The sequence below is a fragment of the Microcoleus sp. C2D2 genome (assembly GCF_036702495.1).
Taxonomy (GTDB): domain Bacteria; phylum Cyanobacteriota; class Cyanobacteriia; order Cyanobacteriales; family Microcoleaceae; genus Microcoleus.
In genome coordinates, this window is record NZ_JAUBTO010000001.1 from 232,718 (window position 1) to 239,995 (window position 7,278).

Sequence of the window (7,278 nt, forward strand, 5' to 3'; positions counted from 1 at the left end):
TGGCATGACGCCTACAAAACTCTCCGATTCAGACAAACGCGAACTCATCAGGCTGTACCGACAGTCAAACGAGAATACGATCACTCTGGCAAAGCGCTACGGAGTGAGCAGTTCGACTGTGAGGCGCATCATTCAGGGGGCTTTGTCCGAGCCGGAATACGAATTTCTAGTCCAGCAAAAACAAAAGCGTTTGTCCTCTAGCACAAGTGTTTCTGAACCGACAGAGAGGACTACTGAGTCGTCAGCCGATGGCGAAACCGATCCTGTAGATGTCCCCCTGTCGGAGTCAGCCCCCGAACCGCAGTCAGCCTCAAATGCGAGACCGACGATCCGAAAGCGTTCTGGATCGGCCCCTGAACCTGTTGCAGAACTCGAAATTCGAGGAACTGTAGAGTCGGATTTGGATGTTTCTGATTTGCCAAATGTCCAAGCAGCAAAGAAGGCCGATCGGAACCGCGGCGCTGTTGTGACTGGTGAACAAAAGGCAATGGTGCCAGCAGAAGGGCTGCTGCCAGGTGAAGATTTTAGCGATTTCGAGGAAGATGAGGACGAGGATGAGGACGAGGATGAGGATGAAGACGATTTAGAGGACGACTTCGACGAAGATTTAGACGATGAAGACTCTCTGTTTGAAGGTAGTCTGCTGGGTTCAATATCGTCGGGCGAGTCGATCGAGCTTCGCGGTACAGGGCTGATTCAAGTTTTGCCTTTAAGCGAAGCGTCTGTACCCAAAATTTGTTATTTGGTGGTCGATCGGGCGGCCGAGTTAATCACTAGACCTTTAAAAGCTTTTGGCGAACTCGGCCAAATTCCGGCGGCGGAAATTCGCGAGAAAACCCTGGCAGTGTTTGACAATCACCGCGTGGCCCGCCGATTTGCTACTCGCAATCAAAGGGTTTTCAAGATTCCTGACGGCAGTATGCTGCAAAAAACCGCGCCTTATTTGCTAGCTAAGGGAATTACTAGATTGCTGATTGACGGTCAGGTGTATTCCCTCTAAGGGATCAAATCTACTTAATATTGTACGGTGTCGGATTCTTCTGGATTTGCCTGAAATTTAGGACGCGAGTTTTGGGAGTCTGAAAGGTTCCACAACGGTTGCAGTAGCGCACCTCCGATCAGTCCTGCACTCATGCTCATTGCCAATACTACTCCTACGGGCATTTGTATCGATTGAAAAAAGATAAAGTTTAAGGATACTGGCGCGGCGTTCTGCACTGAGATAATGCCGACCGCGCTTGCTAAAAAGGCTACTAAAAAACTAATGGCGAGCAGAGGAATTGTTTTCATACACGGGTTGACAGGCTAATAATTTGGCGTTGCACAATTGTGGTATGCTACAGGGAGTCTTTATCAAGAAACAAAAATATTTTGGCTAGGAATAAGCACGGTTTTATGCTTCAAGTAATAAATGACTAATCGAATTGACATGGCCAACATCAAAACAGACTTAGAGTAGCAAAGAGTTTTTCTATGCAAGCGTGCTAAGTAATGCCTTAAACGGGTATTTTCTCCCTCAACGCCGGTCATATAACTTTTACTAACAATGTGGTCAGCCTCGTCAATAAACTTGGGATAAACAGCATAACCATCTGTGGCATAAAAAAACATTTGCACCCTTTAATAATTTTCCATAAAAACTTAAATGTTTCTGCCGAGCGGTCTCCCATAGTCGTCGCTAAAATCCCTGCAAATTCCTTATTTACTGAAGTCCAGAGCCAAATTTTGTTTTTTTTATTACCTACAAATGTCTGCAACTCATCGATTTGGGCTACTTCCGGAATCTCGTCGTAATCTGGCTGTTGGGACAAGCTTAATCGGGCCGCTTTAACCCAGTTAATAACAGTATTATGACAAACACCTGTTAGTCGCTCGCTTACGACGAAAGCCATTTCCTTCAACATACAGATGCAGGCAATGTTTTTTGACATACTCTGGATACCCTAGGGGAGAGTAGTTATCAATAAACTGATGACCACAGTCTGAGCAAAGATGATTTTGCTTCCCTCTTTTGTGGCCATTTTTCTGAAATTTTGTAGATTGACATTTAGGACAAATCATAAATCATAGCCGGATATTTTTTAACTGTTCGTTTTTAGCATACCACAACTGTGCAACGCCAATAATTTAACTGATATACTTGCTTCACAATCTAAATTTGTGTGAAATTTTTATTTGCGTAAGTATCCGATTATTTAGAATAATACAATATAAAGTTTCAAAAAGTCAAGGAAGTATCCGAAATTTTGTTTTTTTTTGTTTATTAAAATAAAAAATTACAATTGCAAAACTATAACAAATCCAATTGTATGACAAATATATAATTTTCTGCCATCTAAACTAAATTGAATGATGTTAATCTGGGCGACGTGCTGGTAATCAAACTCTGCATCATGCTCAAAATCCCATAATTTGAAATTGCAACCATCAGCCCAAGCAAAGATTGGTCTATGGGGATGAAAAGCGATCGCTGAAATACCCGTGTTACTATACTGCAAACAAAGTTGGTTAATTTGTGTTCTTGACGCCACCACCAAAATTTAATTGTACCATCAAGCTGATTCGCACTGGCGATGATGTCGCCATAACAGCTAAATGCCAAGAGACCTAGGAAACATGAAAGATGGTTGAATATATGGTTCAATGTATTGAGCAAAACTCCATCTGAAAGTTGCCAGATTTTAATGCAGCCATAGTCGTCACCTGCGGCTGCAAATTTGCCATCTCGACTAAAAGCAACTCCATAAGTCCAACCTTGAAAACCAGAGAAATGATCGAGTTGCTCTCCTGATTTGAGGTTCCACAAATGAGCACCAGCATAGTCGCAGCAAGACAGCATATACTTACCGTCTAAACTAAAAGCGATGTCATTTACGCAAGAACCACTGTCTAGAGTCTTGATTAATCGTCCAGTGTTGACTTCTTGCAATGCTATTTTACCTTGAAAGTTGCCTATTGCCACTGTTTTACTCTCAGCACTGAAAGCTATTTTAGTGACTTGGCCGTAGGTGTTTTCAAGTTCGTAAAGTAAACTAAAATTACCTTGGGATATATCCCCAAATTGAAGGCGATGTGGGGTTGTATGATGGTGACAAAAGTCTGTACTTGCTATAGTTTCACAATCGGGGCTGATGGCACAAACAACTATCTGTCTATTCCTTAATTCAAAGGCTTGATAAAGCATGATATAAGTAGACAAAAACACAGAACACTCAGATACCCGACTTCTTTAAGGAGTCAGGTATCTGGGGATATTGCAGTTTAAACAGGTTCTAACTGGGAAATTACCTTTTCCATGTATTGGGCAACTTGAGTTTCTTTTTCCACAGAATTTGTTTCCATGTAAACGCGCATCAGGGGTTCGGTTCCTGAAGGCCGCAGCAGTACCCAGCCACCGTCTTCCAGATAAAGTTTAATCCCGTCTTTGCGGCCGATTTCCTTAACGCCAATACCTGCTACTTCTGTGGGGGGATTCTTGGTAAAAGATTCTAAAACGGCTGCTTTGTGGGCTTCTTCTAGGTGCAAGTCCAAGCGTTTGTTGTACAGGGGACCGTCGGCTTCTTTAATGGCTTCTTCGACTAGCTGAGAAAGCGGTTTGCCTTCATAGGCGATCGCCTCAGCAACTAGCATATCAGCCAAAATCCCGTCTTTTTCGGGAATGTGACCCAAAACGCTCAAACCGCCCGACTCTTCGCCACCTATGAGCACCTCCGTTTCCCGCATTTTTTCGCCGATGTACTTAAAACCGACTGCGGTTTCGTAGATTGTTAAACCGTACTTGGCGGCCAAATTGTCCAGCAAGTGGGTAGTTGCGACTGTACGGACGATCGCCCCAGTCAAGCCTTTATTCTTAACCAAGTGACGCGCCAGCAGCAACAGCACGGTGTTTGGAGTCAAGACATTTCCCAACTCATCGACAATACCAAAGCGATCGCTGTCGCCATCGGTAGCCAAACCCAAATCCGCCGCATCCTTCTTAACAGCTTCCACCAACTCAACTAACTGTTCGCCCTTGGGTTCCGGCATTCCGCCACCAAACAGCACGTCCCGGTAGGTGTGAAAACTTTCGACATCACAGCCACAGTGTTCCAAAACTCCGTCGAGATAGCCGCGAGAAGTCGAGTAGAGAGCGTCGTACTTCACTTTCAACTTAGCAGAGCGAATCCGCTCCACATCGATCAAAGTATAAAGAAACTTCAGATATTCGGGTTTGGGGTCAAAACTGGAGATTTTATCGTTGTGGCTGCCTTTGGCTGGGGCATCCGAAGCACCAGCAATATTGGCCACAATTGTATCAGTAATTTCCGGGGTTGCCGGGCCGGCGTAGTCGGGGATGTATTTGATGCCGCAGTAAGGTGCGGGATTGTGGGAAGCAGTGAACATCAGGGCTCCTGCAGAGTTGAGATGCTTGGCGCTGTAGGCGATGACTGGTGTGGGGCAATCTCGATCGACCACTTTTACCGTCCATCCCAAATCTGCCAATACTTCCGCTGCGGTGCGGGCGAACTCGTCTGCCAGAAAGCGGGTATCGTAGGAGACTAGAACTGGGCGGTCTTTTGTGTAAGCGGTTTCTAGGTAACTGGCGATCGCCCGGGTGACTTTTCGCACGTTGGCAAAAGTAAAGTCATGGGCAATCAGTCCCCGCCACCCATCGGTTCCGAACTTGATTTCTGTTGAATTGCTGCTAGCGCTCATTTTATCCACTTCCTCTCGTCCTATTAATCCTACCCGAAGGCATAGCCTTAAAGACCTACTGGCCCTGCTGTTTTTGAGGAGCGATCGCTTGTGGGGCCCGTATCAACCTCATCCTATGGTTGTAGGGGCAGGCTTGGGCCTCCAGCCTCGGGGATCGAACCAGTCAGAGTTGGCAAAATGCGGGATCTATCGGGCGAGTCACTCGTTAATTCGGGTTTTTAAGGGTAGTTGGCCGATCGAATGGACGACGATCTATTGCGGGCGATTCCCTACGGGATAGCTTCGCTTCACGGGGAAGCTAAAAAACCGATCGCAAAAAACCGCGCTGGCAATGGCATTAACGAAATGCACATAAATCTGATTCTTATCTCAAATTTAATTTTTTCTTTAGAAAAGCCGATAGTTGAACTTGTTAGGGTTTCCTAACAAGCGCCATGCTCAAAATACATTTCTAATTCAGCTAGGGAAATAAATTAACCAAAGTCACCGCTCGATCGTGCTTTAGCCTAGCTTCATTAAGAAATTAGGGCGATCGACCAAAGCCCTCCAAAACAAAGATAAAGTACTTCAAGGATAAGTTTTTTTGAGGTAGACTTGACTTTAATTCTCAGCTTTTAAGACAAATTAAATTTATTTCCAGCCCTCTTTATAGGTCACAAACATAAATTAGGATCGCGATCACAGGGTGACGGTGATCGATCGCACAATAAATAACGTTATTAACGTGCAGCTTGTAAAAAATGCAGGCAGTAGAGCCAAATGGCTTATATCTTTAAGCATAATGGCAGATGACTGTCACCGTACAAATGCAGAAGATTGTAGTTAACAACGTTAAAAATTAGGGGAATCGATCCGGTGCGACTTTATAAAAAAACGAGGTTTATCATGACGGGTATTTCACAACTATCTTCAAAGTCTTTACACGCAGCCGACAAAATTCAACAGGGCGACAGTCTGGCGTCTAGGGGTATTACCGGATCGGACACTCACAAACTCCCAGAGGCTAAAGGCGTCAGCGTTTCTTCCTTCGCAGTTAGCTGGGCCAAAAAATATTACAGTACAGTTGCGGCGCGAGAAAACCAAGCGCCACGCCAAATTCCCCCAAGCCGAGAGTCAACCTATTTTGAGGGAAATCGAGCTAAAATAGTTGACAAATTGACAAATACCCTGAAATTAGCCAGCGAGATAGCTTGGAATAGAGTAGAAGCTCTTTTAGGGGAACAAATAGAGCGGCACGGGATCGATCCGAGCTTAATTAATCCTTTAGAAATTGTGGCTGACTCTCGCACCTTATATCGCAAAGCAATAGACGCTTACGCGGAGAGAGAACCTGTTTTTCGCTTGTCAGTGGTGGTAGGAAAAGATATTATCCAAGTGAGGCGGAAATACTCAAAGACTGATGCGTTAGTGCTGGGATTTGTGACGGTGCAATTTCAATACACTAGCAAAATCTTGTTAGGATGTCTTTCCGAGTCAGAGCGATCGGAATTTGCACCCTACTTAAAAATTCTAGACAACTACCTGCACATTCCCTACGGAGAAATTAACGAGGCTGCGGCGAATCAGTCCCCAAATTCCAGAGCTCTATTAGCTGTTCAGCATTTGTGGCAGCATACAACTGAGATTGCTAGTGCAGTGTATGAGCGCGCTAGTTTCCAGCATCAAGGATACCGCAGCAGCAGCGGGTATTTGACCGATCGGGAGATAAAAATTTCTGGTATCCGGGATGTCGAGATTTTTCAAAGCTATTTGTGCTGGTGCGTTTTGGAAGGTAGTATTCGCCCGGTACAGCAAGAATTGTTTCCAATTTGCGTGATGTTGTACCCCAAACTTCATGTAAGTTGGGAGTTAGTGCAGGATATGCTGCTAATTTTGTTTTGGGAAATATGCGATCGGCTTCCTGCTGAAGATTTAACGATATTTGTACCTTACTTGCGTACTGTGACTGAGATGTTTTCCAGCGATGTGTTTGAAAATTAGAAACCTTACACAATACCAATAGTTTTAGTCACCACCCCTCCCCTTTCTAGGATATGTCTACGATATAACAGCTTTAAACTCACAATTATTAACTTACCCACCCTCGCCTAATCCAGGGTTCTGCTAGGAAAATTCTAGCCGCTTTCGTGCTATCAGTTTTTACTCGCTCGGGATACAAATTGGATACAATCCTCTCCCTCACTTAGTCTGAGCCGTCCTCTTCTGCTAGCAGCCCCAGAATTGCTTCTACATCACCCAAGTCCGCCCTAGACTTTTTGCGCCCCACTTTTAACTGATTGAGCAAGTCAGCCGCTTCTGGCAACTCCCTGGCAGTGGCTGACTTTTGGTTGAGGTCGGCAAGTTCCGATCGCAATTTGTCGCAAGTTTTTTACAGGTCGGAGTTTTCCGATCGCAATTCCCCGCGAGTCGTCTCACAGTTCTCCAACTCTTCCCGCAATTCATCCCAGCTTGTTTTTTGTGCCTCCAGTTGCGATCGCAACTCCTGCACTTCTTGCCGCAACTTATTATACCATTTTTCTAAAGATGTGCTAGAGATAAAGAATGTAAGATCCAAGACCATCCTGTGAGAAAACCAATGACATT

Annotated in this window: 8 protein-coding genes and 1 pseudogene; 3 read left to right on the forward strand and 6 right to left on the reverse strand. The window is 44.8% G+C overall.

Annotation, left to right across the window (positions count from 1 at the left end):
- The first annotated feature begins 4 nt into the window (after positions 1 to 4).
- Positions 5 to 1,000 (forward strand): hypothetical protein, encoded by a 996-nt coding sequence (locus QUB61_RS01005; protein ID WP_333132910.1) that lies wholly within the window; start codon positions 5 to 7, stop codon positions 998 to 1,000.
- A 14-nt stretch (positions 1,001 to 1,014) separates the two neighbouring features.
- On the opposite strand, the gene QUB61_RS01010 is transcribed toward QUB61_RS01005, so the two are convergent.
- The 4 genes and pseudogenes from QUB61_RS01010 to QUB61_RS01025 form a co-directional block, all read right to left on the reverse strand.
- The gene (locus tag QUB61_RS01010) at positions 1,015 to 1,290 is read right to left on the reverse strand and encodes a LapA family protein (RefSeq protein WP_333132911.1); all 276 of its coding nucleotides are present in this window, start codon (positions 1,288 to 1,290) and stop codon (positions 1,015 to 1,017) included.
- 63 nt (positions 1,291 to 1,353) lie between these two features.
- Positions 1,354 to 2,061 (reverse strand): annotated as a pseudogene (locus tag QUB61_RS01015) (IS1 family transposase).
- Positions 2,062 to 2,335: 274 nt separating this feature from the next.
- A complete protein-coding gene (locus QUB61_RS01020; protein ID WP_333132912.1) occupies positions 2,336 to 3,199 on the reverse strand; it encodes a hypothetical protein in 864 nt (287 codons plus the stop codon).
- 62 nt (positions 3,200 to 3,261) lie between these two features.
- Positions 3,262 to 4,695: a phosphoglucomutase/phosphomannomutase family protein gene (locus QUB61_RS01025; RefSeq protein WP_333132913.1), complete on the reverse strand. Its 1,434-nt coding sequence runs from the start codon at positions 4,693 to 4,695 to the stop codon at positions 3,262 to 3,264.
- Positions 4,696 to 4,935: 240 nt separating this feature from the next.
- On the opposite strand from QUB61_RS01025, the gene QUB61_RS01030 reads away from it, so the two are divergent.
- Complete coding sequence (locus tag QUB61_RS01030) at positions 4,936 to 5,121, forward strand: hypothetical protein (RefSeq protein WP_333132914.1); 186 nt, start codon at positions 4,936 to 4,938, stop codon at positions 5,119 to 5,121.
- A gap of 459 nt (positions 5,122 to 5,580) precedes the next feature.
- Positions 5,581 to 6,675, forward strand: coding sequence for a hypothetical protein (locus QUB61_RS01035; protein WP_333132915.1), 1,095 nt, complete (start codon positions 5,581 to 5,583; stop codon positions 6,673 to 6,675).
- 202 nt (positions 6,676 to 6,877) lie between these two features.
- Here QUB61_RS01035 and QUB61_RS01040 read toward each other — a convergent pair whose 3' ends face one another.
- Together QUB61_RS01040 and QUB61_RS01045 are read right to left on the reverse strand one after the other, a co-directional pair.
- Complete coding sequence (locus QUB61_RS01040) at positions 6,878 to 7,048, reverse strand: hypothetical protein (RefSeq protein ID WP_333132916.1); 171 nt, start codon at positions 7,046 to 7,048, stop codon at positions 6,878 to 6,880.
- Between the two features lie 15 nt (positions 7,049 to 7,063).
- The coding region (locus tag QUB61_RS01045) for a hypothetical protein (protein ID WP_333132917.1) at positions 7,064 to 7,278 on the reverse strand (215 nt) is incomplete at its 5' end.